The 25380-nt window shown below is 61.8% G+C and carries 22 protein-coding genes; 9 read left to right on the forward strand and 13 right to left on the reverse strand.

The window, feature by feature from the left end; translation table 11 throughout:
* Nucleotides 1-177 precede the first annotated feature (177 nt).
* From G6N78_RS08965 to G6N78_RS08980, 4 genes are all read right to left on the reverse strand, one after another.
* A complete protein-coding gene (locus G6N78_RS08965) occupies nt 178-1098 on the reverse strand; it encodes an ABC transporter permease (RefSeq protein ID WP_165217576.1) in 921 nt (306 codons plus the stop codon).
* Entirely contained in the window at nt 1091-2101 is a 1011-nt protein-coding gene (locus G6N78_RS08970; protein WP_165217578.1) for an ABC transporter permease, read from the reverse strand. Before G6N78_RS08970 ends, G6N78_RS08965 begins: the two co-directional genes overlap by 8 nt.
* A 75-nt stretch (nt 2102-2176) precedes the next feature.
* On the reverse strand, nt 2177-3880 hold the full coding sequence (locus G6N78_RS08975; protein ID WP_165217580.1) for a peptide ABC transporter substrate-binding protein: 1704 nt from the start codon (nt 3878-3880) through the stop codon (nt 2177-2179).
* A gap of 321 nt (nt 3881-4201) precedes the next feature.
* A complete protein-coding gene (locus G6N78_RS08980; RefSeq protein WP_370691389.1) occupies nt 4202-5908 on the reverse strand; it encodes a peptide ABC transporter substrate-binding protein in 1707 nt (568 codons plus the stop codon).
* 277 nt (nt 5909-6185) lie between these two features.
* Between G6N78_RS08980 and G6N78_RS08985 the strand changes: the two genes are divergently transcribed.
* The 3 genes from G6N78_RS08985 (at nt 6186) to G6N78_RS08995 (ending at nt 10118) form a co-directional block, all read left to right on the forward strand.
* Entirely contained in the window at nt 6186-7349 is a 1164-nt protein-coding gene (locus G6N78_RS08985) for a M20 aminoacylase family protein (protein ID WP_165217584.1), read from the forward strand.
* 29 nt (nt 7350-7378) lie between these two features.
* Nucleotides 7379-9226 carry an ABC transporter ATP-binding protein gene (locus G6N78_RS08990; protein ID WP_165217586.1) on the forward strand — a complete coding sequence of 616 codons (1848 nt, stop codon included), beginning with the start codon at nt 7379-7381 and terminating at the stop codon, nt 9224-9226.
* A gap of 145 nt (nt 9227-9371) precedes the next feature.
* The gene (locus tag G6N78_RS08995) at nt 9372-10118 is read left to right on the forward strand and encodes a sulfate transporter family protein (RefSeq protein ID WP_165217588.1); all 747 of its coding nucleotides are present in this window, start codon (nt 9372-9374) and stop codon (nt 10116-10118) included.
* On the opposite strand, the gene nth is transcribed toward G6N78_RS08995, so the two are convergent.
* Nucleotides 10071-10832 carry an endonuclease III gene (gene nth, locus G6N78_RS09000; protein WP_502710547.1) on the reverse strand — a complete coding sequence of 254 codons (762 nt, stop codon included), beginning with the start codon at nt 10830-10832 and terminating at the stop codon, nt 10071-10073. The two genes, G6N78_RS08995 and nth, sit on opposite strands and share 48 nt — an antisense overlap.
* A 52-nt stretch (nt 10833-10884) precedes the next feature.
* On the opposite strand from nth, the gene G6N78_RS09005 reads away from it, so the two are divergent.
* From G6N78_RS09005 to G6N78_RS09020, 4 genes are all read left to right on the forward strand, one after another.
* On the forward strand, nt 10885-11379 hold the full coding sequence (locus tag G6N78_RS09005) for a DUF2244 domain-containing protein (protein ID WP_165217593.1): 495 nt from the start codon (nt 10885-10887) through the stop codon (nt 11377-11379).
* Between the two features lie 166 nt (nt 11380-11545).
* Complete coding sequence (locus tag G6N78_RS09010) at nt 11546-12430, forward strand: methylated-DNA--[protein]-cysteine S-methyltransferase (RefSeq protein WP_165217595.1); 885 nt, start codon at nt 11546-11548, stop codon at nt 12428-12430.
* Between the two features lie 46 nt (nt 12431-12476).
* Nucleotides 12477-12776 carry a ribbon-helix-helix domain-containing protein gene (locus tag G6N78_RS09015; protein ID WP_165217597.1) on the forward strand — a complete coding sequence of 100 codons (300 nt, stop codon included), beginning with the start codon at nt 12477-12479 and terminating at the stop codon, nt 12774-12776.
* Complete coding sequence (locus G6N78_RS09020; protein WP_165217599.1) at nt 12769-13137, forward strand: type II toxin-antitoxin system RelE/ParE family toxin; 369 nt, start codon at nt 12769-12771, stop codon at nt 13135-13137. Before G6N78_RS09015 ends, G6N78_RS09020 begins: the two co-directional genes overlap by 8 nt.
* Nucleotides 13138-13142: 5 nt before the next feature.
* Here G6N78_RS09020 and G6N78_RS09025 read toward each other — a convergent pair whose 3' ends face one another.
* Nucleotides 13143-14123, reverse strand: a complete 981-nt coding sequence (locus G6N78_RS09025; RefSeq protein WP_165217601.1) for a sugar-binding transcriptional regulator — start codon at nt 14121-14123, stop codon at nt 13143-13145.
* Nucleotides 14124-14290: 167 nt separating this feature from the next.
* On the opposite strand from G6N78_RS09025, the gene tal reads away from it, so the two are divergent.
* Nucleotides 14291-15250: a transaldolase gene (gene tal, locus G6N78_RS09030; RefSeq protein ID WP_165217610.1), complete on the forward strand. Its 960-nt coding sequence runs from the start codon at nt 14291-14293 to the stop codon at nt 15248-15250.
* Nucleotides 15251-15306: 56 nt separating this feature from the next.
* Here the strand turns inward: tal and G6N78_RS09035 are convergent, their stop codons facing one another.
* Genes G6N78_RS09035 through G6N78_RS09050 form a run of 4 tightly spaced genes read right to left on the reverse strand, consistent with a single transcriptional unit; the run spans nt 15307 to nt 18776 of the window.
* Nucleotides 15307-16149 (reverse strand): metal ABC transporter permease, encoded by an 843-nt coding sequence (locus G6N78_RS09035; protein WP_165217612.1) that lies wholly within the window; start codon nt 16147-16149, stop codon nt 15307-15309.
* Nucleotides 16146-17006, reverse strand: coding sequence for a metal ABC transporter permease (locus G6N78_RS09040; protein WP_165217614.1), 861 nt, complete (start codon nt 17004-17006; stop codon nt 16146-16148). Before G6N78_RS09040 ends, G6N78_RS09035 begins: the two co-directional genes overlap by 4 nt.
* A complete protein-coding gene (locus G6N78_RS09045; protein WP_370691390.1) occupies nt 16987-17895 on the reverse strand; it encodes a manganese/iron ABC transporter ATP-binding protein in 909 nt (302 codons plus the stop codon). The genes G6N78_RS09040 and G6N78_RS09045 overlap by 20 nt, the downstream gene beginning before the upstream one ends.
* A complete protein-coding gene (locus G6N78_RS09050) occupies nt 17892-18776 on the reverse strand; it encodes a metal ABC transporter substrate-binding protein (RefSeq protein ID WP_165221541.1) in 885 nt (294 codons plus the stop codon). Before G6N78_RS09050 ends, G6N78_RS09045 begins: the two co-directional genes overlap by 4 nt.
* A 254-nt stretch (nt 18777-19030) precedes the next feature.
* Between G6N78_RS09050 and G6N78_RS09055 the strand changes: the two genes are divergently transcribed.
* Nucleotides 19031-20191, forward strand: a complete 1161-nt coding sequence (locus G6N78_RS09055) for a hypothetical protein (protein WP_206531557.1) — start codon at nt 19031-19033, stop codon at nt 20189-20191.
* 82 nt (nt 20192-20273) lie between these two features.
* Here the strand turns inward: G6N78_RS09055 and lysS are convergent, their stop codons facing one another.
* The 3 genes from lysS to G6N78_RS09070 all read right to left on the reverse strand — a co-directional run bounded on the left by lysS (nt 20274) and on the right by G6N78_RS09070 (nt 25276).
* Complete coding sequence (gene lysS, locus G6N78_RS09060; protein WP_165217616.1) at nt 20274-21770, reverse strand: lysine--tRNA ligase; 1497 nt, start codon at nt 21768-21770, stop codon at nt 20274-20276.
* Between the two features lie 161 nt (nt 21771-21931).
* Entirely contained in the window at nt 21932-23389 is a 1458-nt protein-coding gene (gltX, locus tag G6N78_RS09065; RefSeq protein WP_165217618.1) for a glutamate--tRNA ligase, read from the reverse strand.
* A gap of 114 nt (nt 23390-23503) precedes the next feature.
* Entirely contained in the window at nt 23504-25276 is a 1773-nt protein-coding gene (locus tag G6N78_RS09070) for an SLC13 family permease (protein ID WP_234905763.1), read from the reverse strand.
* Nucleotides 25277-25380: the final 104 nt, after the last annotated feature.

Genomic DNA, 25380 nt, shown 5'->3' on the forward strand with positions numbered 1-25380 from the left:
TATCTGGAAGCTTTGAAGGGCGGGGGACGGGGGCGCTTCCAGATATGCTAAGAACGAGCGGCAGAGACTTTGGTTCCGCAGGTTCGGAAAAAAGTTCGATTTTTCTGAGAGAGATTTTTGACGCCACCCATGGTGGGGCGTTCCCGCAGGCTTGCCGCGGGAACAGGAGGCGGTCGTTCAGCGCGTCATGCTTCTCGGGTCGAGCGCATCGCGAACCGCATCGCCGACATAGTTGACGCTGAGAACGGTGAGCGAGATGGCAAGGCCCGGCCAAAGCACGCGCGACGGCGTGATCTGCAGGAAGTTCGCCCCGTCGAAGAGCAGGCGTCCCCAGGTCGGGAAGTCCGAAGGGAAGCCCAGTCCGAGAAAGCTGAGCGCCGATTCCGTGATGATGGCCGAGGCAATGCCGAGCGTCGCCGAGACCATGATCGAAGACAGCACGTTCGGCAGGATGTGCCTTAGCACGATGCGGTATTCCCGCATGCCGCTGCTCTGCGCCGCCGTGATGAACTCCTGGCTTTTGACGGCCAGCACGTCACCCCGCACGATGCGGGCGGTGTGCATCCAGCTCGTCACGCCGATGACGAAAACGATCAGGATGAAGATCCCGGTTTCCGGACCGAAGGCCGCCCGCAACGTATCGCGGAACAGCATGATGATCACCAGCAGGAGCGGCAGCAGCGGCAGTGCCAGGAAAAGGTCCGTCAGACGCATCAGCGGGCCGTCGAGCCGGCGGAAATACCCCGAAAGGACACCCACCAGGGTGCCGAGGAACAAGGAGAGCAGCATGGCCGTCATGCCGACGGCAAGCGAGATCTGCCCGCCGGCCATGACCTGCGCCAGCATGTCGTGACCGAGATTGTCGGTGCCGAAGGGATGCACCCAGGACGGTCCCTGGTTCTTGGCGCGGATATCGATCTTGTTCGGGTCGATCGTATGGATGAACGGCCCGACGAAGACGATGAGCAGGATGGCGATGAAGATGGCTAGGCCAGCCACGCCGCCCTTGTGCCGGCGGAATTTTCGCCAGAACAGCATCATCGGCGTTTCCGCATCCGCCTTCTTGATCGCTTGAGCGGTCATGGTTGCATCAGTCATAACGGATCCTCGGGTCCAGGATGCCGTAGAGAACGTCGGCAATCAGGTTGAAAAGCACGATCAGCACCGCGAAGATGAAGGTGAGCGTCTGGACGAGCGGAATGTCTGCGCCCTGGACGGCGGTGATCAGCAACTGGCCGAGACCGTTCACCCGGAAGATCTGCTCGGTGATGATGGCGCCGGAGAAGATCGTCGGCACGCCGAGTGCAATCACGGTGACGACCGGGATCAGGCTGTTGCGCAGCACATGCACGAGCAGGACGACCTTTTCCTTCACGCCCTTGGCGCGCGCGGTGCGGACATAGTCCTGGCTCAAGTTATCCAGCATCGACGCGCGCACGAAGCGGGCGATCTGCGAGGCGTTGTAGAGTGCCAGAACAGTGACCGGCAGCACCATCTGCTTGACCTGCGCCACGAAACTCGACCAGTCGTTCACCACGAGGTTGGTATCGTAGATCGAGGGAAACCACTGCAGGTAGGAGGAGAAGATGACAATCAGCACCACGCCGGTGAAGAAGGTCGGAACCGAATAGCCCACCATGGTCACGAAGGTGCCGATCTGGTCGAAGATCGAGTACTGGCGATAGGCCGAGATCACGCCCACGGGAATGGCAATCAGGATGCCGAAGACATAGGCCATGCCGACGACCCACAGCGTCTGTGGCAGGCGCTGCACGATCAGATCAACGACAGGGCTGCGGGTGGCCCAGGACAGGACGCGCATACGTTCGCCATCGCCGATGGTGATGCCGAAAAGCTGCTCGATAATGTTGAGCGGTTCGTTGACGAAGAATTGCTTCAGCCACAGCAGGTAGCGGATCATGAAGGGCTGGTCGAGGCCCATGGCGGCGCGAATCTGCTCACGCACTTCCGGCGGGATGGTCAGCGGCAGGTCGCCAAGCGGATCGTTCGGTGCCAGGTCGAGCAGCGCGAAAATGACGAAACTTATCACAAGCAGCGTCGGTACGGCGAACATCAGTCGCCGGATCGTATAGGTAAACATCAAGGGGTCTCCGGACGGTCGCCGAGAAGCAAATGCCGGTCCCGCACGGCAAGGTGCGGGACCGGCGTTCAGGACTTACTTCTTGCGAGACCAGTCCGCGACATTCCACAGTTCGGAATCCCAGGCATTCATCTTCACGCCGTTCAGCGTGACGGAATGCGAGGAGATCTGGCCGCGGTGGATGAGCGGAATGTGTGCGCCCTCGGCGGTCAGCATGTCGTTGGCCTTGATGGCAAGCTCAGCGCGCTTCTTGAGATCGGCTGTCTTCGACAGTTCGGCGACGATCTTGTCGTATTCCGGGTTGCAGTAACGCGGAATGTTCTGGCCCTGCCAACCGTTTGCCGGAGACGGGATCTTGTCGCACAGCCACTCTGCCAGGTACTTTTCCGGGTCCGTGCCGTCGAAGTTGTTGGTGTACATTTCGAGGTCGGCATAGAACTTCTGGAAGGTATCCGGGCTTGCCGGGTCACCGCCGAAGAAGACCGATGCCGAGACGTTGCGCAGTTCGGATGCAACGCCGATCTGCTGCCACCAATCCTTGACGAGGGCCTGCGTGCCCTGGCGGACGGAGTTGGTCGAGGTCTGGTAGAGGAAGGAGAGCTTCACGCCATCCTTGGCGCGGATGCCGTCACTGCCCTTCTTCCAGCCGGCTTCGTCGAGCAGCTTGTTGGCGCCTTCGATATCCTGCTTCAGGCACCAGTCGTTGGTGGTGGAGATGTAGACATCGGGAGCCGGTACGATGTTGCAGGTCGGCTTGCCTGCTTCCCCGTAGCCGGCCTCGTCGATGATGTCGCGATCGATGGCCATGGACAGCGCCTTGCGCACCGCCGGATCAGAGAGAGCCGGATGCTTGCCGCCTTCAACCGTTGAGCGCTTGTCGCCAAGCTTCGTATCTGGGTTGGTCCAGTTGACGTTGATACGCTCGACCTGGGTGCCGAACGAGTTGACGAGCACACCCTTGCCGGCCTTCAGCATGGTTTCGAGCACTTCCGGCTCGACCTGCATGTTCCAGCCATAGTCATATTCGCCGGTTTCCAGGACGGCGCGAGCGGCAGAGGCTGCGTCGCCGCCGCCCTTCAGGGTGGCGCTGGCGAAGGCCGGCTTGTCGGCCTCACGGAAGTTCGGGTTTGCGGTGAAGGTGATGACGTCGTTCGGCTTGAATTCCTTCACAACGAACGGGCCGGTGCCGATCGGGCCGAAGTTGGCCGAGGTGCAGCCCGGTGCCTTGGCGCCGACGCAGTCCTTGAACTGTGCTTTCTGAAGGATCGGCTGCTGTGCGCCGACGAAAGCACCGTACGGATAATATTTCGGCTCGCTGAAGGACACCTTCACCGTCTGCTTGTCGACAGCTTCGACATTGGTGATGCCTTCGAACTGGGCCTTCTGGGCGCAGCCGCCATCGGGAGCGGTGCAATACTGCCAGGTGAAGACGACGTCGTCCGCGGTGAAGTCGGAGCCGTCGGACCACTTGACGCCCGGCTTCAGCTTCCAGGTGATGCTCTTCATGTCCTTGGCGACGCCGCCATTGTCGACGGTCGGGATCTCGGTCACGAGCCACGGCACGAGTGCACCCGTTTCATCGTAACGCGCCAGCGGTTCGATGACCATGGAGGAGCTGTAGACCTCCTTGGTGCCGCCGGACAGATACGGATTGAGGGTGGAAACGGCCTGCCAGAACAGGATCTTCAGATCGCCGTCAGTACCACGCTGAGCGTGCGCTGCACCCGACATCGCCAAAGCGGCAACGGTGCCCGCCAGCAGGATTTTGAACTTTCTCATGCTTTTCCCCTTAAGAGACGTTTTTTGCGTTTCGGCCAGCACGGCCATGGTCGCCACACCATATCGCCACCCTCACTGTTTCCTCCCAGTTCGGCAGCGAATCTCTGAAATTAGCTCCTCGGCATACACCCGGCGGACCACTCTTTTTGGCGGTTCCTGCAGAGTATGAACAAATTTTAAGCCATCTAAGCACAAGCCTATTTTGCGTTCAAGATGGAAGTTCCCGCTTTCGGCATCGTGCAGACGATATTCCAGCCGGTGGCCGAAATGAACCTGTAAGGATTTGATTTTACTTACAGGTTCATGGGAGGCAAGTGCCGCTTACTTACCGCGCTTCCAGCTCTCTATGTTCCATAACTGAGTGTCCCACGGATTGATCTTGGCGTCCATCAGGCTGTTGGCGATGGCCGAGGGTTCGCCGCGAACGACCACCGGAATGATGTAGCCGCCGTTGACGAGCATGTCGTTCAGTTGCTTGATGATCGCGCCGCGGCGTTCGCGTCCTGAAACTCCGCTGAGCTCGGTGACCAATGCATCATAGGCCGGATCGCAGAACCGGGCGACGTTGCCGCCCTGCCAGCCGTCTGCCGGCGAAGGGATCTTGTCGCAACGGAAATCCGCCAGGAATTTTGCCGGGTCCGTCGTTTCGTAACCCGAGGCATACATCTCCACATCGGCATAGAACTTCTTGTAGGTGTCCGGGCTTGCCGGATCGCTCCCGAAATAGACGGAAGCCGGGATGTTCCGAAGCTCCGTTTCGACACCGATCTCCTTCCACCATTCCTTGACCAGTTGCTGCGTTCCCTGGCGGACCGAATTGGTCGATGTCTGGTAGAGGAAGGACAGTTTCACGCCGTTCTTGGCGCGGATGCCGTCAGGCCCCTTCTTCCAGCCGGCGTCGTCCAGCAGCTTGTTGGCAGCCTCGATATCCTGCTTCAAGCACCAGTCGACTCCGGTCGAAGCAAAGGCTTCGGGCGTCGGGATCACGTTGCAGGTGGCCTTTCCGCCCGCGCCGTAACCGGCTTCGACGAGGATGTCGCGGTCGATCGCAATCGAGAGTGCACGGCGGACGGCGGGATCGGACAGGGCGGGGTGGGGCCCCGCGTCCTTCGTCGATCGGGTGGCTCCAAGTGCTGAATCAACGGCAAACGGATTGAGATGGATACGCTCCACCGTGGTGCTGAAGGCACTGGCGATGCGCCCCTTTCCCGCCTTCAGCATGGCATCCATCACTTCAGGTTCAATGACGGTGTTCCACGCGAAATCGTATTCGCCGGTCTCGAGAACCGCGCGTGCGGCCGCTGCGGCATCGCCGCCGCCCTTCAACGTGACGGATGCGAAGGCAGGCTTTGCCGGATCGCGGTAGTTGGGATTGGCGGCGAAGGTGACGACGTCGTTCGCCTTGAAATCCTTCACCACGAAAGGACCGGTGCCGATCGGGCCAAAGTTGGCGGCCGTGCACTGTGGTGCCTTTTCGCCCAGGCAATCGCTGAACTGCGTCTTCTGGATGATCGGCGACAGCGCGCCGACAAAGGGACCGTAAGGATAGGAGACCGGCTTCTCGAACGTAATCTTGACGGTCAAGCGGTCCGTGGCTTCAACCTTTGCCACGCCGTCGAACTTAGCCTTCTGCGCACAGCCGCCGCCGGGTGCGGTGCAGTAGCGCCATGTGAACGCGACATCCTCGGCTGTCACGTCGCTGCCGTCGGACCACTTCAAGCCGTCCTTGACTTTCCAGGTGATGGAGAGCCTGTCGGCCGCGACGCCGCCGTTTTCCACTGTCGGAATGTCGGCCGCAAGGCGCGGGAACATGTTGCCGCTTTCATCGAAACCTGCCAGCGGTTCGATGACGATGGACGCGGCATAGACTTCCTTGCTGCCACCCGAAAGATACGGGTTCATGCTGGAGACCGCCTGCCAGAAGAGGATCTTGACGTCGCCGTCGGCAGCGCGCTGCGCCAGCGACGGGGAGCTGGCAAGGCTGAAAGCGGCAACGGTTGCCGTCAGAAGAAACTTCATGTGGGTCACTCACGTAAGCTTGAAATTGAGGGTCGCCGTTCCCGGTTTGCCAGATTTACGACATCGGAGCTTTGCCTCGAAAGGCGTCTGCCAGGAATGTCCGATCACTGCCCTCTCCCATTCCACCGTATCCGTTCGACCGCGCGGCGAGCGGTCGTCTCAGAGGTTAGTCGAATTATTTGTCACGGTTCAAGAACGAAAATTGAAGCTTGCAAAATCCGTTGGGGGCGGCGCAATATCCCATCCAACAACAAGGGAAACAGCTGAAATATAAGAGGTTGCATCAATGCCAGTACTCAATCGCGCCGCTGAAATGCAGGACGAGGTGGCCGCATGGAGGCGCTATCTGCATGAAAATCCGGAGCTTCTCTACGATGTCCACAACACGGCCGCCTTCGTTGCGGAGAAGTTGAAGGCCTTCGGTTGCGATGTCGTGGAAACCGGCATTGGCAAGACCGGCGTCGTCGGCCTGATCAAGGGGACGCTGGGCGAGGGCCCGGTGATCGGCATGCGTGCGGACATGGATGCCCTGCCGATCCTGGAAGATACTGGCAAGCCCTGGTCGTCGAAGGCGCCCGGCAAGGCGCATTCCTGCGGTCATGACGGGCACACCGCCATGCTGCTCGGTGCGGCGCAGTATCTGTGCGAAACACGCCGTTTCGCCGGCGCCGTTGCGGTGATCTTCCAGCCGGCCGAAGAGGGCGGCGGTGGCGGCCTTGCCATGGTGCAGGACGGCATGATGGAAAAGTTCGGCATCAAGGAAGTCTACGGCATGCACAATGCGCCGGGTCTGGCGCTGGGCGATTTTTCGCTGCGCAAGGGCGGGCTGATGGCAGCGGCCGACAGTTTCGACATCGTCATCAAGGGCAAGGGCAGCCATGCGGCCCAGCCGCATCTGTCCGTCGATCCGGTGCTGACGTCTGCGCATGTGATCATCGCGCTGCAGTCCATCGCCTCGCGCGAAACGGACCCGCTGAAATCCGTCGTCGTGTCGGTCACCACCACGCATGGCGGCGATGCCTATAACGTCATCCCGATGGAGGTGAAGCTGACCGGCACGGTGCGCACGCTTGATCCGGAAATCCGCGAGATGGCGGCCAAGCGGCTCGTCGAAGTGGCGCAGGGCACGGCGCTTGCGCATGGTGCGGTGGCCGAAGTGCACTATCACCGCGGTTATCCGGTCACCGTCAATCATCCGGACCAGACGGATTTTGCCGCCTCCGTTGCCGCCAAGGTGGTGGGCGATACGCGGGTGGAAACCAATGCGCCGCCGAAGATGGGCGCGGAAGATTTCTCCTACATGCTGGAAGCCCGCCCCGGCGCCTTCATCTTCCTCGGTGTCGGTGCGACCGCCAACCTGCATCACCCGGCCTATGACTTCAACGACGAAGCCATTCCCTATGGCATCAGTTATTGGGTCAACCTCGCGGAAACCGCGCTTGCGGCCTGACCCGGCAGCGATAGACAAAGGAGAATACCATGCTTCTTTCCGCTACGCTTTCGGAACAGACGGGGGGCGCGGTCACGCCGGTGCTCTCCGTCGAGAACCTGACCACCTCCTTCCGCGTCAATGACGAGTGGAAGTCGGTCGTCCGCAACATGAGCTTTTCGATCGCGCCGCGCGAAACGGTGGCGATCGTCGGTGAATCCGGTTCCGGCAAGAGCGTCACCTCGCTTTCCATCATGCGGCTCTTGCCAAAGACCACCAGCCGCATTGAAGGCAAGGTCATGCTCGGCGGCCGTGACCTTGTCTCGCTGCCGGAAGAGCAGATGCGTCAGGTGCGCGGCAACGACATCTCGATGATCTTCCAGGAGCCGATGACGAGCCTCAACCCGATCTTCCCGATCGGCAAGCAGATCGCCGAGGCGCTCACCGTGCACCAGAACATTTCCGCCGGCGAGGCCAAGGCCGAGGTGCTGCGGCTTCTGGAAAAGGTGCGCATTCCGAACGCCAAGGGCCGCTTCGACGAATATCCGCACCAGTTCTCCGGCGGCATGCGCCAGCGCGTGATGATCGCCATGGCGCTGGCGTCACGGCCGAAGCTTCTGATCGCCGACGAGCCGACCACCGCACTCGACGTGACGATCCAGGGCCAGATCCTCGATCTGATCAAGGAGTTGCAGGAAGAGGAGGGCATGTCCGTTCTCTTCATCACGCACGACATGGGTGTGGTGGCGGAGATTGCCGACCGTACCATCGTGATGTTCCGTGGCGAGCAGGTGGAAACCGGCGAAACCAGTGACATCTTCCACCGTGGCCAGCACCCTTACACCCGCGCGCTTCTGGCGGCCGTGCCGCGCCTGGGCTCGATGCAGGACAGCAAGCTGCCGCTGCGCTTCCCGATCATCGACGTCCAGTCGGGCGAGGCGCAGGCGCTGGAGGAGGTGACCGATACGGTGGCCAAGGGCAAGACGCCTATCCTCGACGTCAAGGACCTGACCACCCGTTTTGCCATCCGCTCCGGCATTTTCGGCCGGCAGACGGGCGCCGTGCATGCGGTAGAAAACGTCTCCTTCCAACTGTTCGAGGGCGAGACGCTGTCGCTGGTCGGCGAATCCGGTTGCGGCAAGTCCACCACCGGTCGTTCGGTAACGCGCCTGGTGCAGCCCAACAGCGGCAAGGTGACGCTCGACGGCTATGACGTGATGAACCTCGACCGATCAACGTTGCGCACCATGCGCCGTTCGATCCAGATGGTCTTCCAGGATCCCTTCGCCAGCCTCAACCCACGCATGAGCGTCGGTTCGGCGGTGATGGAACCCTTCATCGAACACAGTCTCGGCTCGAAGAAACAGGCCAAGGAGAAGGCAGCCGATCTTCTGGCCAAAGTTGGGCTCTCGCCGGACATGATGCGGCGTTATCCGCATGAGTTCTCCGGCGGTCAGCGCCAGCGCATCGCGATTGCGCGGGCCCTGATGCTCGATCCGAAGGTGATCGTTGCCGATGAGGCGGTCTCGGCGCTCGACGTGTCGATCAAGGCGCAGGTCTGCAATCTGATGCTCGATCTGCAGCAGAGCCTGAACCTCGCCTATCTCTTCATCAGCCATGACATGGCGGTGGTGGAGCGGGTGAGCCACCGGGTGGCGGTCATGTATCTCGGCGAGATCGTCGAGATCGGTCCGCGATCCGCGGTCTTCGACAATCCGCAGCATTCCTACACGAGGAAGCTGATGGCGGCCGTTCCCGTGCCCGACCCGTCGCGCCGGCGGATCAAGCGCAACCTCGCGACCGACGAGATCAAGAGCCCGGTGCGCCCCGCAGGTTACGTGCCGCCGGTGCGCCAGTATCGCGAAGTCTCGCCAGGCCATCTGGTGCAGGCGGAATAGGCGCAGGCCTTTCGGATGTTTTCGGAAGCCGCCAGCCGCAAGGCTTGGCGGCTTTTCTCGTTCAGTCGATATTCCTGCCGCCTTGTGAGCGGTGCCGTCCTCACCTACATCGGGGATCGAACCACCAAGGGAGGCCGGAGCTTTCATGATCCTTGATGCTGCGCGTCAGTCGCTGACCAACCTGTTTGCGCCGGAAACCCGCTCGGTCTTCTGGAAGGTGCTGGGGTTGACGATCCTGGTGCTGATCGGCCTGTGGTTTGCCCTGCGCGGCGTCTTCATCGGCTATGTCTGGCCGTATGTGGCTGATCTTTTGCCGAGCGTGCCGGACTGGGCAGGCTGGCTGGGCTTTGTCTTTGCCATCATCGCCGGCATCGGGCTGGCCCTCGGACTGGCACTACTGATTGCGCCGGTGACGGCGCTGATCGCCGGCCTGTTTCTCGATGATGTCGCCGAGGTGGTCGAAAAGCGTGACTATCCGCGCGACCCGCCCGGTGCTGCGCTACCGCTGGGGCGCGCCATGCTGGAATCGGTGCAGTTTCTTGGCGTGGTGATCGTCGGCAACGTGATTGCGCTTCTGCTGCTGTTCGTGCCGGGCGTCAACATCGTCGCCTTCTTCCTGGTGAACGGCTATCTGCTGGGGCGGGAATTCTTCGAGTTCGCCGCCATGCGATTTCGCCCGCCGCCGGAGGCCAAGGCCTTCCGGCAGAAACATCGAGGCACGGTGTTCCTCGCCGGCCTCCTGATCGCCGGTTTCCTCGCCATTCCCTTCGTCAACCTGTTGACGCCGCTGTTTGCCGCCGGTCTGATGGTGCATCTGCACAAGGCGATCAGCGCGCGGGATGCCTCATTCGTGCTCGGCGAGCGCGGCCGCCCCAATCATCTGCGCGGGTAATTCCGCAAGCGGCGCCGGCACGTCGCAGGTTTTGGCCGGATAGCGACAGAGATCGGCGATGATGCAGTGTTCGCATTCCGGCTTGCGCGCCTTGCAGGTATAGCGCCCATGCAGGATCAGCCAATGATGCGCGTGGAAGAGATACTCCTTCGGGATCACCCGGAGCAGGTTGTCCTCCACCGCATCCGGGGTAGTGCCCGGCGCCATCTTCAGGCGGTTGGCAATGCGGAAGACATGGGTATCCACGGCCAGCGTCGGGATGCCGAAGGCCATGGACATCACCACATTGGCGGTCTTGCGCCCGACGCCTGGCAACCGGATGAGCTCTTCGCGCGTCTTCGGAACTTCGCCGCCGAATTCATCGATCAGCATCTTCGACAGCGCAATGACGTTCTTTGCCTTGTTGCGGTAAAGCCCGATCGTCTTGATGTGTTCGATCACGCCCTCTTCGCCGAGCGCCAGCATCTTTTCTGGTGTGTCGGCGATCTGGAAGAGCTTGCGGGTTGCGCGGTTGACGCCGACATCGGTCGCCTGGGCCGACAGCGCCACCGCCACCACCAGCGTGAATGGGTTCACGTGCTCCAATTCGCCCTTCGGCTCGGGGCGCTGGATGGAGAAGCGGCGGAAGATTTCCACCATCTCGGCCTTGCTATAGGCGCTGCGCGCATGCCTGCGGCCTCTCGCCGCGCCATTTGACTTTTGGGACGTTTGCATGTGGGATTGCGTTTTATCAGTTGCCATATGCACTTCTATGACAAGCCACAGGATGGAAGGCAACGTGGAGAAAGATCTCGAGCCACCGGTTTTCGCCGCCGAACTGACGCCCTATCGGTCGTTGGGGCGGAAGGGATTTCATGTGCTCCTGGCACTCACCGGCTTTTTCTGCCTGTTGCACGCCGTCTTCTTTCTCACCACCGGCGCCTGGCCGATCGTCTTTTTCTTCGGCCTCGATTTCCTTCTCCTCTGGGGCGCCTTCTGGCTGAACTACCGCTCGGGACGCGCTAGGGAGGAAGTCACCGTTTCCCGCACCGATGTGTCGATCCGCAAGTTCTCTCCCGCCGGACGGATGGTGGAACATCACTTCAATCCCTTCTGGGCGCGCTTTCGTGTGCGTCGGCACCAGGAATTCGGCATCACCTCGATGATCGTCACCGGCGAGGGGCGCCTGACCGATGTCGGCTCCTTCCTCAATCCAGATGACCGGGAGAGCTTTGCCAAGGCCTTTCGCGGTGCGCTGGCAACGGTGAAACAGCGGATTTGACGCCATTCGGCGCGTTCGCTTAGCCCCTCACCCTAACCCTCTCCCCGCGGGCGGGGAGAGGGGACGCTGGCAGCGGTAGCCGGATGAGGGGCACAGGAACTCGCAAGAATCGGGTGGCATCTCTTGCCGCATCATGGGAGATTTTCCGCACCACGAGGATCTGCCCATGAATGCCTTCACACCCGCGCCCGATTGCGCGACCGACATTACGCCGGATGGCGAGGATTATGCCATCGTCAGCCGAGTGATCGAACGGATCACGCTCGATTACCGTGACCAGCCCTCGCTGGAGTGGCTTGCTGCCGAACTCGGCCAGTCGCCGACGCAGTTGCAGAAGGTGTTCACCCGCTGGGCGGGGCTTTCCCCCAAGGCCTTCCTGCAGGCGGTGACGCTCGACCATGCCAAGCGGCTTTTAGGCGACGAACAACTGCCGCTGCTCGAAACCTCCTATGAGGTAGGACTGTCGGGGCCTGGCCGCCTGCATGATCTTTTTGTGACCCATGAGGCCATGAGCCCCGGTGAATGGAAGGCCAAGGGCGGCGGACTGACGATCCGCACCGGCTTCCATCCCTCACCCTTCGGGCTGGCGCTGGTGATGGCGACCGACCGTGGTCTCGCCGGCCTTGCCTTTGCCGATGACGAGGGTGGGCGCGAGGCCTGTTTCGAGGACATGGCGAAACGTTGGCCGAATGCGGAATACGTGGCCGACCAGCAGGCCACCGCGCCTTACATAGCAAGAATTTTCGATCCCCACCGTTGGTCTGCGCAAGAGCCGTTGCGCGTGGTGCTGATCGGCTCGGATTTCCAGGTGCGCGTCTGGCAGAGCCTGCTGAAAATCCCCTTCGGCAAGGCGGTGACCTATTCCGACGTGGCGCGCGACATCGGCCAGCCGACGGCGAGCCGGGCGGTGGGGGCCGCGATCGGCCGCAACCCCATCTCCTTCGTCGTGCCCTGCCACCGGGCGCTCGGCAAAAGCGGCGCGCTCACCGGCTATCATTGGGGGCTGACCCGCAAGCGCGCCATTCTCGGATGGGAGGCGGGGAGGGTGTGAGGCGGTGAGAGCTTTGCAAAATGCCGCTTCCATGAGAGGATAAGTCATGCGCAACACAGTTCAACTTCCCGACGACATCAGCCGCCGTATCGACAGCCTGGTCGAATCCGGTCGCTATGGCGGTACCGAGGACGTGCTGCGCGAAGGGCTGCGGCTTGTTGAGGAGAAGGCGACGATTGAAGCCGCCAAGCTCGACGCGCTGCGAGACGCTGCCGGTGCAGGCTTTGCCGATCTCGATCAGGGACGGTTTACGGACGTGCCCTTGGATAAACTATCGGACCACGTTGCCCGCATCGGACGTGACGCTATCCAACACGCTCGCGCGCGGACCAGGGGCGATGGTTGAGATCAGGTTTTCGGCGCAGGGCGATGCCGATATCCTCGATATCTTGACCAAGACTTATATGGACTTTGGTCCGGACGCGTCGCATCGCTACGAACTCCTGATCGTCACCGCACTCTCTGAAATCGCAGTGTCGCTCCGCCGAAACGGTGTTGTTGTGCGGCCTGAACTTGGCCCAGGAATCCACAGTTACCATCTGCGCCATAGCCGTGAGCGCGCTCGCCATGCAAGCGGAATTGTTCGCCGACCCCGGCATTTCATTCTCTACCGGCAGGTCGTGCCTGATGTGATCGGCGTGGGCCGCATTCTGCATGATGCGATGGAAATCGAGCGGCACTTGCCCTCCGCCTATGGGGATGAGTAGTCAGTTTACTCTGACATCCCCCTCAACAACTCCCGGGCCGCGCTCTCATCGGTGATCAGCGTGTTGCAGCCGATGCGGCGGATGGTGGCGCGGATGGCGTTTGCCCGATGCGCGCCGCCGGAGGAGAGCACGATGTGACGCGCCTTCTTCAGCGTGTCGAGATCGATCGACATGACCCGCTCGTTGATCGGATGGTTGATCGTGCGGCCCTCGGCATCGAGAAAGTTGAACATGGTGTCGCAGACACAGCCCCGCTCCACCAGTTCCGACAGCGTCTCATGGCTGATGAAGCCTTCCGACAGCGAGGTCGAGTGCGGGCCGATATCGCCGCAGGAGACGATGGCAAGGTCGAGGTTTTCCGCCAGATCGTAGAGCGTCTTCAAGCCGCATTCCTCGATCAGCGCCCGCTTGGTGGCGACGGAATCGACCAGCAAGGGCGCGAGAAACATGTAGCATTCGGCGCCGAGTTGGCTGGCCAGCCGCCACGTATAGTCGATCGGGTTCGTCTGATGCACGGCGACAATGCCGCCGAGCAGCGAGACCACCTTGCAGTTCTGGCGGCGCGGCGGGCGAAATCCGGAGAGCGAGGCCGTCATGGTGCGGCCCCAGCCGACGCCGATCGTCATATCATCGGTGACAACCTCAGTCAGGAACTGGCCGAGTGCCAGACCGACCGCCTTGGCAATGGCGCCGGCATCCTGGCTCGCCGGCGATGGCACGACGACCGCCTCATCCAGCCCGAACGTCTTTTCGAGCTGGACGGCGAGTGCCACGCAATCCTCGATCCCTTCGCTGATCGAGATCTGCACCTCGGCGCGCTTGACCGCCTCGTCCAGCATGCGGATGACCGTCGAGCGGCTGATGCCGAGTTTTTCCGCAACGTCCTTTTGCGTCAGGCCCTGATTGTAGTAAAGCCAGGCAGCCCTCAGACGCAGCGAGGCGGCTTCGGAATAGGCGATGTGGGTTTCGCGTCTGAGCTTCGCCAAGGCGCATGAATCCTCGTTCTTGATCGGGGATACTATCGGGAGCCGTGCGACAAATGTCAAACGTGATCGGCAAATGTCCTTGACATTCGCGCCGGCGCGCGCAGATATGATGGATAACGGGAGATGAAACCGTCTTCCTGCTGCCCGAACCCTCAAGGAAATTCCGCATGGCCTCCAAGCTTGAACAATTGCGTTCCATGACCACGGTCGTGGCCGATACCGGTGATATCGAGGCGGTTGCGCGCCTGAAGCCGGTGGATTGCACCACCAACCCGACCATCGTCCTGAAGGCGCTCGGTACGCCGGTCTTTGCCGACCGCGTCAAGGAAGCCGTTGCCTGGGGCAAGAGCCAGAGCGGCTCGTCTGAAGCCGTGGTGGCTGCCGTGGCTGACCGTTTGGCAATTTCTGTCGGTGCAGCACTTGCTGAACTGGTTCCGGGCCGTGTGTCCACGGAAGTGGATGCCGATCTCTCCTTTGATACCGAAGCCTCGATTACCAAGGCGCGTGGCATCATTGCCGCCTACAACGAGCGCGGCATCGAGCGCGACCGCATCCTGATCAAGCTTGCCTCCACCTGGGAAGGCATCAAGGCGGCGGAAGTGCTGCAGACCGAAGGCATCGATTGCAACCTGACGCTGCTCTTCTCCAAGGCCCAGGCGATTGCCTGCGCCGATGCCAAGGCTTTCCTCATCTCGCCATTCGTTGGCCGTATCCTCGACTGGTACAAGAAGTCCACCGGTGAGGATTACACCTCCGAGACCGATCCGGGCGTCATCTCGGTGCGGCAGATCTACAACTATTACAAGGCGAACGGCATCAACACGATCGTCATGGGCGCTTCCTTCCGCAATGCCGGCGAGATCGAAGCCCTGGCCGGCTGCGACCGCCTGACGATCAGCCCGGCGCTGCTCGATGAACTGGACAAGGCGGACGGCACGCTGGAGCGCAAGCTTTCGCCCGACAATATCACCGAAGATCCGTTCCAGCCGATCGACGAGAAGACCTTCCGCTGGATGCTGAACGAAGACGCGATGGCGACGGAAAAGCTCTCCGAGGGTATCCGCGCGTTTGCGAAGGATCTGGTCGCTCTGCGCACCATGGTGACCAAGGAACTGGCTGCCGCCTGACCTTCGCGACAGTCACGCATGAGAGAACGGCTCGCTCGACAAGAGCGGGCCGTTTTTTATGGCGATGGTGCGGGTGTTCGTGCTTGCAGCGTCGTGCGGAGAAACGCCACCACGAACACGAGCGTCATCAGAAGTACGATGGTGGGCGCCGGGGCGCTGTCGAGGAAGAAGCTGAGATAGATGCCGAAAAGGCTGCAGCCGGTGGCGATCGCAATTGCGGTCAGCAGCATGGCGTGAAACCGGCGGGTGAGCAGGAAGGCGATGGCGCCGGGGGCGACCAGGAAGGCGACGGAGAGGATGATGCCGATCGCCGTCAGGGCGCCAACCACAGTCAGCGAGAGGACCGTCAGCAGGCCGTAATGCAGGAGGCGCACCGGCAGGCCGATGGCTTGCGCGTGCTGGGCATCGAAGGCGTGCAGCAGCAGGTCCTTGCGCAGGATGCCGAGGAAGAGGGTGCTGGCGAGCGCGATCAGCCCCGTCTCGATCAGATCCTGCGGCGCAATGCCCAGCATGTCGCCGAACAGAATATGGTCGAGATGCACGTCGCTTTGCACGGCGACGAACATCACCAGCCCAAGGCCAAACATGCCGGAAAAGACGATGCCGAGCACCGTGTCTTCCTTGATGCGGCTGTTTTCCTTGAGGTACCCCGTAGCAAGCGCGCAGGTCAGGCCGGCGACGAAGGCGCCGAGGCTGAGCGGCAGGGAGAGCATATAGGCCAGCACGACGCCCGGCAGCACGGCATGCGAGACGGCGTCCCCCATCAGCGACCAGCCCTTCAGTACCAGAAGACAGGAGAGCATCGCCATCGGCACGGCGATCATCAGCGTCACCAGGAAAGCGTTCTGCATGAAGGGAAGCTGGAAGGGCAGGGCCAGAAGTTCTAGGGTCTCGCTCATGCCGGCTCCTCCAGCGCTTGCGCGCGTTTCCGGCGGGCGGCCAGCAGCCCGTGTTTCGGCGCGAAGACGAAGGCTATCAGGAAGATCAGCGTCTGCAGCACGACGATGATGCCGCCGGTTGCGCCGTTGAGGAAATAGCTCGCATAGGCGCCGAAGAAACTGGTGCCGGCCCCGATGGCGGCCGCCATCACGATCAGGCGTTCGAAACGGTCGGTGAGCAAGTAGGCCGTCGCGCCGGGGGTGACGACCATCGCAACCACCAGGAAGGCGCCGACGGTCTGCAGTGCGGCCACCGTGGAGGCGGCGAGCAGCGTGAAGAAGATCGCCTTCAGCACGTCGGGTCTGAGGCCGATGGTGCGAGCATGGTTCTCGTCGAAGAAGGCCACCATCAGGTCCTTCCATTTCAGCGCCAGAACGGCAAGGCTAATGCCGCCGATCAGCACCAGCTGCAGCGTATCCTCCGGGGTAATCGCGAGGATATTGCCAAGAACGATGGTCTGGATGTTCACAGAGGTCGGCGAGAGCGAGACCATGAACAGACCGAGCCCAAAGAAGGAGGTGAAGATCAGCCCGATGATCGCATCTTCCTTCAGCCGCGTGCGCTGGTTGAGGAAAAGCATGGCGCCGGCGGCCAGTCCGCCGGAGAGAAAGGCGCCGAGCGCAAAGGGCAGCCCCAACATGTAGGCACCGGCGACGCCGGGCACGATGGCATGCGAGAGGGCATCGCCGATCAGCGACCAGCCTTTCAGCATCAGATAGGCGGAGAGAAAACCGCAGACGCAGCCGACGAGCGTGCTGACCCAGATGGCGTTCAGCATATAACCATAGGTGAAGGGCTCAAGAAGCATCGGGAGCATCGACCTTTTCCCGCGGCTTTTGCGTCAGAGTGCCTGCGGTGCCGTCGCCATAGGTGACGAAGGGGCGTTCGTCATCGGAAATGACGCGCACGCGGCGGGTATCGTCGTCATCGTGCAGATCGGCGCCGCCGAGGATGAAGTGACGCAACACGCCGCCAAAGGCCTTTTCGAGGTTCTGTTCGTTGAAGGTGTCTTCCGTGCGCCCGTGGGCGATCACTGTGCCCTTAACGAAAACCGTGCGATCGCAGAAATCCGGCACGCTTCCAAGGTTGTGGGTAGAGACCAGCATGACCCGGCCCTCATCGCGCAGCGATTTCAACAGGGTAATGATCTGTTCTTCCGTGGTCACATCGACGCCCGTGAAGGGTTCGTCCAGCAGGATCACCTGCCCCTCCTGGGCGAGCGCCCGAGCGAGGAAGACCCGCTTGCGCTGGCCGCCGGACAGTTCGCCGATCTGGCGTTTGCGGAAGGCCTCCATATTCACGCGGCTGAGGGCTTCCGTGACCATCTGATGGTCGTGGCGAGACGGGATGCGCAGGAAATTCATGTGGCCGTAGCGGCCCATCATCACCACGTCTTCCACCAGAACGGGAAAGTTCCAGTCCACCTCCTCGGCCTGCGGCACATAGGCGACGAGGTTTCTCCTGAGCGCCTCTTTGGCCGGTAATCCAAGAACCTGGACGGAGCCGCCGGAGAGCGGGACGAAGCCCATGATCGCCTTGAAGAGCGTCGATTTTCCGGCACCGTTGACGCCGACGAGTGCGGTGATCGTTCCTTTGGGGACCGTGAAACTTGCGTGTCTGAGCGCGGTGTGCCCGTTGCGGTAGGACACGGTGACGTCCTCGACCTTCAGGCCCAGCGGCTGCGGTTTCACCTTGCCCATCATCATTGTGCCAAGCCCTTTGCGATCGTCTCCGTCGTCACCTTCAACAGATCGAGATACGTGGGCACGGGGCCATCCGGATCGCTGAGACTGTCGACATAAAGAATGCCACCGTATTTTGCGCCGGTTTCACGGGCCACCTGCTTGGCGGGATCGGGCGAAACCGTGCTTTCGGAAAAGATCACGTTCACCTGGTTGGCGCGCATCGCGTCGATCACCGCCTTCACCTGCTGCGGCGTTCCCTGGCTGTCGGCATTCACCGGCCAGAGATAGAGCTCCTTCAGGCCGAAATCGCGTGCAAGGTAGGAGAAGGCGCCTTCGCTCGTCACCAGCCAGCGATGATTGTCCGGCAGCGTCGCGAGCAGGTCACGGATCGGCTGGACCGTGGCGCGGATCTTGTCTGAATAGGCCTTGGCATTCTCGGCGTAGAGATCGGCATGGGCAGGGTCGATTGCGGTCAGCGCCTTGCGGATATTCTCCACGTAGATCAACCCGTTGGTGGGCGACATCCAGGCGTGCGGATTGGGTCTGCCCTGATAGGCACCCCCGGCAATCGCCATGGGCTCCACACCCTCGGACACCGTGACGCTCGGCACCTTGCCCAGGTTGACCAGAAACTTCTCGAACCACTGCTCCAGGTTGAGGCCGTTGCGAAGCACGAGATCGGCATCGCGGGCGCGCAGGATGTCGCGGGGGGTGGGCTGATAGTTGTGGATCTCCGCACCCGGTTTGGTGATGCTTTCCACCTCGGCCGCATCGCCGGCCACGTTCTTGGCCATGTCGGCAATGATGGTGAACGTGGTGACGACCTTGGGCTTCTCCGCGGCAAGGGCCGGCGGAACGGCAAGGCTCGCTAGGGCAAGAGCAAGGATGGCAAGCAGGCGCATTCGCAAGGAATTGATCCTCTATTGCAACTCATTCGCAATCTAAGCTAACGCGCAAAACGTGGTTGTCAATGCTATTGCAAATCATTCGCAATGCAGGGTGCGGGTGCACGCGCTGCGGGCGTCCCATTCTGGAACATAAATAAAGGGTAGCGCAGGGGGGCAAATTAAAGCTTCCTCAAGAGTAATCGCGCAGGATAGCGGCTGTCTCGAGATGTTTTGCGTGGAGTGGGGTTACGTATGCCGGAGTTCCGGGCGTGAAGGGCGTAAAAATACGGCTATCACGGACTCTCGTCATCGTGCTGGGCGGCTTTCTCCTTGTCGGAGCAAGCGGTGCTGTGGCCCTCTACCTCGGTGCAGACAAGCTCCTGGGCCCCTCCTACCAAGAGGTGAATGGCCTGGAATGCACGACACTCCAGCTCGTCAAGATCAAGCGCGACAACGTTTTTTGGGTCCGCAAGTATGTCTTTACCGAGGGCGGTGATGGTTCCGCGCGATTGAAGACAGCGTTGCGGGTCGCAAAAGCGGTCCAGGCTGCAGAACATGCCGACCTGGTACAGATCACCGTTCTCGACAAGGCCGGTCCTACCCAGCGCGCGGCCATGCGTGGGCGGGCGATCGGCGCTCAAGTGGTTTATATTCCCGATCCGAGCAAGGCGCCGGACCCGTCCGATCCGATGTATGCCGCCTTCTATGTGGAGGGGGCTGCCAGTTCAAACGGTGATTTCTACGGATTGCGCATCGACCCGCCTCTCGAAGACGTCAAGGCCATGGCGGCCTCTCTCACCGATTCAGCCGATTGCGTTTCGCCCGTGCTGGATGCGCCGGCCGGCCATGACAATGGCCATGGCGCCAAGACCGACAAGAAGGATGCGCATGGCAGCGGCGACAGCCACGGTAAGAGCGATAGCCATGGCAAGAGCGACGCCCATGGCGAGGAAAAGGCACCGGCAGACGCCAAGGGACATGATGCCGCACCTGCCGCAGAGGGCGCCGAAACCGGTGAGCATGGTGGCGAGAGCGAAGGCCTGATCAGTTCGCTGACAGGCATGATCTTCGGCAAGTCCTCCGCGGCCGCAACGGTTGCCGAGGGACATGCGCCCGCGGACAAGGGTGCGGAGACCGCCGCAGCGGCGGATCATTCCGTTCCCAGTCCGGAGCATACGGCGGTGACCGAGGAGCCCGGTATCTTGACCAAGCTGAAGAGCATGGTCTTTGGAACGGACAAGCCGGAGGTGGCCGAGGGAGCCGGGGTGATGCCCGCGGCGGCATCGGATGGCCATGCGCCGGAACAGCATGGCGCGGCACCAGCCGCGCATGGAGACGGCATCGACCCGATGAAGGTTGCAGCGCCGACGGATGGCAAGGTCCAGACGGATGCGGGTTCGTCGTCCGCGCCGGCCAAAGTGACCCACTGACCTTCCCAGCCTTTCCATGTGTCTGAACGCGAAAACGGCCCGCCGAAGCGGGCCGTCGCAAACCGTGAATTTCCGGGTCTAATCAGTCCGCCTTGTTGCGGCGGGCCGGGAACAGGATGACGTCGCGGATCGACGGGGCATTGGTCAAGAGCATGATCAGGCGGTCGACGCCGATGCCGAGGCCACCGGCCGGCGGCATGCCCTGATCGATCGCATCAAGGAATTCGTCGTCCAGCTGCTTGTCCTTTTCGCCGCGCGAATGGGCCTGCTCAAGCTGTTCCACCATGCGGCGGCGTTGCTCCTCCGGATCGTTGAGTTCGGAGAAGGCATTGCCCACTTCCCAGGCGTTGCAATAGGTCTCGAAGCGCTCGACCAGACGCGGCTCGCCCGGCACTTCCTTGGCAAAGGGCGAAATGTCCTTCGGGAAATGCGTGACGTGGCTTGGCTGGATCAGCGTGCCTTCCAACTTCTCCTCGAAGATGAAGGCCAGGCATTCGCCCCAGGTCCAGTCCTTCTCCACCTCGAAACCGGCGGCCTTGGCGGCAGCGCGGGCTTCTTCGTCGGTCTTGATCGCCAGGAAATCGATGCCGGTCGCTTCCTTCACCGCATCTGGCATCGGTACGCGCTTGAACGGCCCCTTGAAGGAGAGCGTCTTGTCGCCGAAGGTGACGTCCGTCGTGCCGTGGATCGAAACGGCCAGCGTCTCGAACAGGCGCTCGACAAGGCCCATCATGTCCTCGTAGTCGGCATAGGCCCAGTAGCACTCCATCATGGTGAACTCTGGGTTATGCCGGGTCGACACACCTTCGTTGCGGAAGTTGCGGTTGATCTCGAACACCTTGTCGGAGAGGCCGGAGACCAGCGTGCGTTTCAGAAACAGTTCCGGCGCGATGCGCAGGTACATGTCCATCTTCAGCGTATTGTGGAAGGTCTTGAACGGATCGGCGGTCGCTCCGCCATAAACCGTCTGCAGCATCGGGGTTTCCACTTCGAGGAACCCTTCGCCTTCCAGGAAACGGCGGAAGCCGGAGACGATCTTCGAGCGCTGCTGGAAGCGCAGCTTGCTCTCGTCGTTCGACATGATGTCGAGGTGGCGCTTGCGGTAGCGCAGTTCGATATCGGAGACGCCGTGCCACTTTTCCGGCATCGGCAGCAGCGACTTCGTCAGCATGGTGATTTCATGCGCGTTGATCGTCAGTTCGCCGCGCTTGGTCCGACGCACGACACCCGTGACGCCGATGATGTCGCCGATGTCGATCATCGACAGCATGTCGCGGGCGCTCTCCGGCGTCGTGTCCTTGTGGGAAAAGATCTGGATCTTGCCCGAGGCGTCACGGATATCCATGAACATGCCGGAATTGCGCGAGGAATAGACGCGGCCGGCGACCGTCACCACGTCCTGCGTCTCGACGTCCGGCTCCAGGCCTTCGTATTTCTCCGTCAGTTCCGCATTCGTCATCGTCCGGTGGAAATGCGCCGGATAGACGTCGCCGATCTTGTTGCGCAGCAGCGCCAGTTTCTGGCGGCGCACTTCGGTGGCGTCGGAGGAGAGGGCGGTTTCGGTCTTCTGTTCGGTCATCGGTTGTTTCCTGTCGCGGCGTCTCTGCCGGAAGATTAGCCCCTCACCCTAACCCTCTCCCCGCAAGCGGGGCGAGGGGACGGCTGCGGCGCCTCTGGTGCCCTTCTCCCCGCCTGCGGGGAGAAGGTGCCGGCAGGCGGATGAGGGGCACCTTGATAGAATTACTTCTCTGCACCCACCATGGAAGCCACCACGGTTGCGGCGATCTTCAGGCGCTGGCGTACCACGGAGCGGCCGAGCAGCGCCATGCTATCAAACAGCGGCAGCGAGCGCTGGCTGCCCGACATGGCGATGAAGAGCGGCGGGGTGACGACGCGCAGCTTCTTGCCGAGCTTGTCGGCAACGGCGCGCAGTTCCTGGTCGATGCTCTCCACTGTCCATTCCGGCATCTTTTCGAAATCGGCCTGGACGGTATTGATGATCTCGAGGGTCTCGGCCGGCGAGGTCTTCAGGGCGCCGAAGGAGGCGGGCGTCAGGCCGACATCGCTCGAGAGCAGGAAACCGCCGAGGTTCGGCAGGTCGCCGAGCTTCGAAATGCGGCTCTGGGCCAGCTTCAGTCCCTCGGTCAGGCGGTCGTTTTCCATCGCCCAGGTCAGGGTGCGGGCGATGAAGTCCTCCGGCGTCAGCTTTTCGCGCAGCCAGCGACCGTTCAGCCAGTCGAGCTTCTGGATATCGAAGATCGCGCCGGCCTTCGACAGGGCTTCCGGATCGAACTTCGCCGCCAGTTCGTCCATCGACAGCAGTTCCTCGCCCTCGGCGATCTGGATGAAGAACAGGCCGAGGAAGTTCATCAACGCTTCCGGCAGGTAACCGAGCGCCGAATAGTACGAGATCGAGGTCGGGTTCTTGCGCTTCGACAGCTTCGATTTGTCGGCATTGCGCATCAGCGACAGGTGCATGAACACCGGCTGGTCCCAGCCGAAATAGCGGTAGAGCAGGATATGCTTCGGTACCGAGGCCAGCCATTCCTCGCCACGCGCCACGTGGGTAATCTTCATCAGGTGGTCGTCGATGACGTTTGCCATGTGATAGGTCGGCATGCCGTCGCCCTTGATCAGGACCTGCATGTCGACCGAATCCCACGGTATCGACACGTCGCCATAGACGCCGTCGGTGAAATCGCAGGAGCCTTCCGTCGGGATCTTCATGCGGATGACGGAGGTTTCGCCCGCATCCATCTTGGCGGTGACTTCCTCGGCCGTCAGGTTCAGGCAGTGGCCGTCATACTTCGGCGGCTTGCCGGCGGCGCGCTGCGCCTCGCGCATCTGCTCCAGCCGCTCCGGCGTGCAGAAACAGCGGAAGGCATGACCCTTGTCCAGCAGTTCCTGGGCGTAGGGCTGGTACATGTCCTTGCGGTCGGACTGGCGGTAGGGGCCGTAGGGACCGCCGACATCCGGGCCTTCCGCCCAGGTCAGGCCCGTCCAGCGCAGAGCATCAAGCACCTTCTGCTCGAATTCCCGGGTCGAGCGGGTGGCGTCGGTATCCTCAATGCGCAGAATGAACTCGCCGCCGTGTTTCTTGGCGAAGAGATAGTTGAACAGCGCGATGTAGGCCGTGCCGACATGCGGCTCGCCGGTGGGGGAAGGTGCGATACGGACGCGAACGCCGGAAGTGCTCATGAGGGCCTGCTTCAACTCGAAAAGCGCCTTGGACGGCGCTGTTTTTGAACGTCGGGATTGGCAGGCCTTAGCGCATATTCTGCGGGAAGCGTCAAGAATTATGAGGCATATGGCCTATTGCAGTGGCCAGAACCACATCAGCGTCGGCACGCTCACCAGCACGATCAGGAAGGAGAGCGGCAGGCCGAGGCGAGGGTAATCGGAAAACCGGTAGCCGCCCGGGCCCATCACCAGCGTATTGCACTGGTGACCGACAGGGGTGAGGAAATCCGATCCGGCTCCGATCGCGACCGCCATCAAAAAGGCTTCCGGTCGATAGCTGAGCGCCGTCGCAAAGCTGACTGCGATCGGACCCATCACCAGCACGGTTGCCGCGTTGTTGAGGAAGGGCGTGACGGCCATGGCGGTGATCATGATCAGCGCAATTGCGCCAAACGGCGGCAGGCTGTGGGCCACCTGGCCCAGCCAGCCGGCGATCAATTCGCTGCCGCCGGTGGTGCGCAGACTGTCGGAGACCGGGATCAGCGCACCGAGCATTACCAGGATTGGCCCGTCGACGGATTTGTAGAGATCGTTGAGCGGAATGGCGCCGAAAACGGCCATGCCGAGCGCTGCGGCAAAAAAGGCAACGGCCACCGGTGCATAACCGAGCGCCGTCAAGATCATGGCCAGCGCCAGGATGATGATCGGGATCAGTGCCTTGCGCTGGGTGCCGAGCATCACCTCCTGTTGTGCGAGCGGCAGCAGCGCCAGATCCTGCAGCACGATGGGAAGCGTCTTGCGGCCGCCCTGCAGCACGATGACATCGCCCTCCTGCAGCACGAGATCACGCAGGCGTTCCCTCAGCCGCTCGCCGCGGCGGCTGACCGCCAGAAGGTTGACGCCGCGGGTATAGGAGAGCGCCAGATCGCGCACGGAAAGGCCGGCCAGTACCGACTGGCGCGAAATCACCGCTTCGATCGACACCAAATCCTGCTGCGGCTTGCCGTCTTCGCGGATGGCCTTGCCGGAGAGCTTCAGCCTAGCGCCGGAAATCACCCGGTCCAGAACGGACGAGCGTCCCTCCAGCACGATGGAATCATCCTCGCGCAAAACAAGATCGGGAAAGGGCGACATGCGGATCGGGCCGCGAAGCACGGCGGTTGCCACCACTTCCCCATCGCCGAGCTTCAGCAACTCGCTGAGCGGCCTGCCCATCACGGTGGATTGACCGCTGACCGTGGCTTCGGACGCATAATTGGAGATTTCGACCGCTTCTTCGATGTTCAACGCCTGTTTGCGGCGCTCCGGCACCAGCCAGTAGAAGAACATCAGGAAGGTGATGCCGACGAGCGCCAGTACGCCGCCAACCGGGGTGAAGTCGAACATCGTGAAGGGCGTGCCGGTCATTTCGGCGCGAAGGCGGGACACGACGATGTTCGGAGAGGTGCCGATCTGCGTCATCAGCCCGCCGAGCAGCGCCGAAAAAGCCATCGGCATCAGGTAGCGGCTGGGCGAGACACCGGCGCGGCGGGCAAACTGGAAAGCGACCGGCATCATGATGGCGAGCGCGCCGATATTCTTGATGAAGGCCGAGAGCACGGCCACCACGATCATCAGCAGCGCCAGCTGCGCCTTCACCGAACTCAGGTTCGGAAAGAGCCTCTTGATGGCCGTTTCGACGACGCCCGACCGGGCGACGCCTGCGCTGACGACAAGAGCGCTGCCGACGATGATGACGATATCATCCGAAAAGCCGGAAAAGGCATGATCGAAGGGGACCACGCCCACAGCGACGGCGATGACCAGCGCGCAGCAGGCGACGACGTCATACCGGAAGCGGTCCCAGATGAAGACCGCCATCATGCCGGCGATGACCGAAAAAGCGAGGATCTGTTGGGTGGTCATGCCGCTCCGCAAGGGCAGGGCGGCAGGAGGTGCCGCCGGAAAGGATATTACGCCACGCATAAATACAACGCGGCAGACAAAGTTCCAAGCGTCGTTCCAAGCGT

The organism is Allorhizobium pseudoryzae, from assembly GCF_011046245.1.
In the GTDB taxonomy this organism is placed as follows: Bacteria; Pseudomonadota; Alphaproteobacteria; order Rhizobiales; family Rhizobiaceae; genus Neorhizobium; species Neorhizobium pseudoryzae.